This is a genomic window from Curtobacterium sp. PhB172, assembly GCF_003752545.1.
Taxonomy (GTDB): domain Bacteria; phylum Actinomycetota; class Actinomycetes; order Actinomycetales; family Microbacteriaceae; genus Curtobacterium.
Window position 1 is genome coordinate 1 of record NZ_RKIF01000004.1, and the last position, 1,521, is coordinate 1,521.

1 rRNA gene is annotated in these 1,521 nt (G+C 66.7%); it reads right to left on the reverse strand.

Annotated elements, in window-relative coordinates:
* Positions 1 to 1,433: 1,433 nt before the first annotated feature.
* Positions 1,434 to 1,521, reverse strand: a 5S ribosomal RNA gene (gene rrf, locus EDF42_RS00915); the annotation flags it as partial.

A 1,521-nucleotide genomic window follows, 5' to 3' on the forward strand; every position in this document is an offset into this window, starting at 1 on the left:
TGAACAACCAAAGCTGCCCAGGCACGAGGTCAATCAATAAATTGGCATTGACAATGTGCACGCTGTTGAGTTCTCAAGGACCAGACGCACTCCCCACTCCACCCAAGGGCTTCGTCAGAGAGGCATTCGTCTCACGACACCTTCAACCGCCACGATCGAGATCGTGGAACTCTTGGGTGTCGGTTGCCTGAGCGGGACCCCGTCCGGACTGCATCTCCAGGTGGTTCCACCTGGTGACCGTCTCGGCCGTTCCGTTCTCCGCCTCAGCGGCAACGAGTGACAACATTACGGGGAGGTGAACGGGAGCGCCAGCCGGGCCACTTCCCGGGCGTGTCGCGGGCGGAGGCCATGTGCGTCGCCGAGCAGGCCCGGATGGTTCGATCCCAGAACCCACTCCGGCACTCCGGCACTCCGGCACTCCGGCACTCCGGCACTCCGGCACTCCGGCACTCCGGCACTCCGGCACTCCGGCACTCCGGCACTCCGGCACTCCGGCACTCCGGCACTCCGGCACTCCGGCACTCCGGCACTCCGGCACTCCGGCACTCCGGCACTCCGGCACTCCGGCACTCCGGCACTCCGGCACTCCGGGACTCCGGGACTCCGGGACTCCGGGACTCCGGGACTCCGGGACTCCGGGACTCCGGGACTCCGGGACTCCGGGACTCCGGGACTTCGGGACCAGCATCCTCCCCCGGCAGCCGGAAGGCGAGCGTCGACGCCGTGCCCCGCCCTCCCGTGCAGGCCGAACACCACGACGCGCCCAGGTCGCAAATCGCTCGCAGGGCAAGTCGCAACTACTCATGACCTGGACAACGCCCTCTGGATCGGCGATCGGACTCCCCGAGCGGGATCCACGTCGCGGTACGCCCTGCCGGCTCAGCAAGCTGCGTCGAGTCCAGAGTCCGGCTCGAGGCGCGCCAGCACGCGAGTGGGCCACTTCGTACCGAGCCGAGCCGAGCCGCACAATGAAAGGCCCTCACAGCCGCCGGCGTATGGCCACGACCCCGCCTGGACCCGTGCCACCTCACCTCACGGCTCGACTCTGAGCGCCGCCGATGCCGAGGCTGGTGGACCCGGCTACCCCAGCGTCGGACGTGCTCCGCTTCGTGAGCAGAAATGGTCGGGTGCGATCGGCAGGACTCGACCATTTGTGCTCGCGAAGGGTCAGCGCCACTTGCGGAGGAACGTCGAGCTCGTCATCGAGGGAGGCCGGCGCCGGACCACGGCTGATCAAATCTGCGAGTAGCGGCATGATCACGGAACCGCACGAGACACTTCGTGAGCAGAAGTGGTCGGGTCGCGCACGGATAGCTCGACCTATTCTGCTCACGAACCGGCGACGCGAACGGACACCCGCCGCGAAGAACCCCCGTGAACGCAGAAAACCCCTGACCGGATCGGTCAGGGGTTCCCTGGTGTTACAACGTTAAGTCCGGCGGCGTCCTACTCTCCCACAAGGTCCCCCTTGCAGTACCATCGGCGCTGAGAGGCTTAGCTTCCGGGTTCGGAATGTGACCG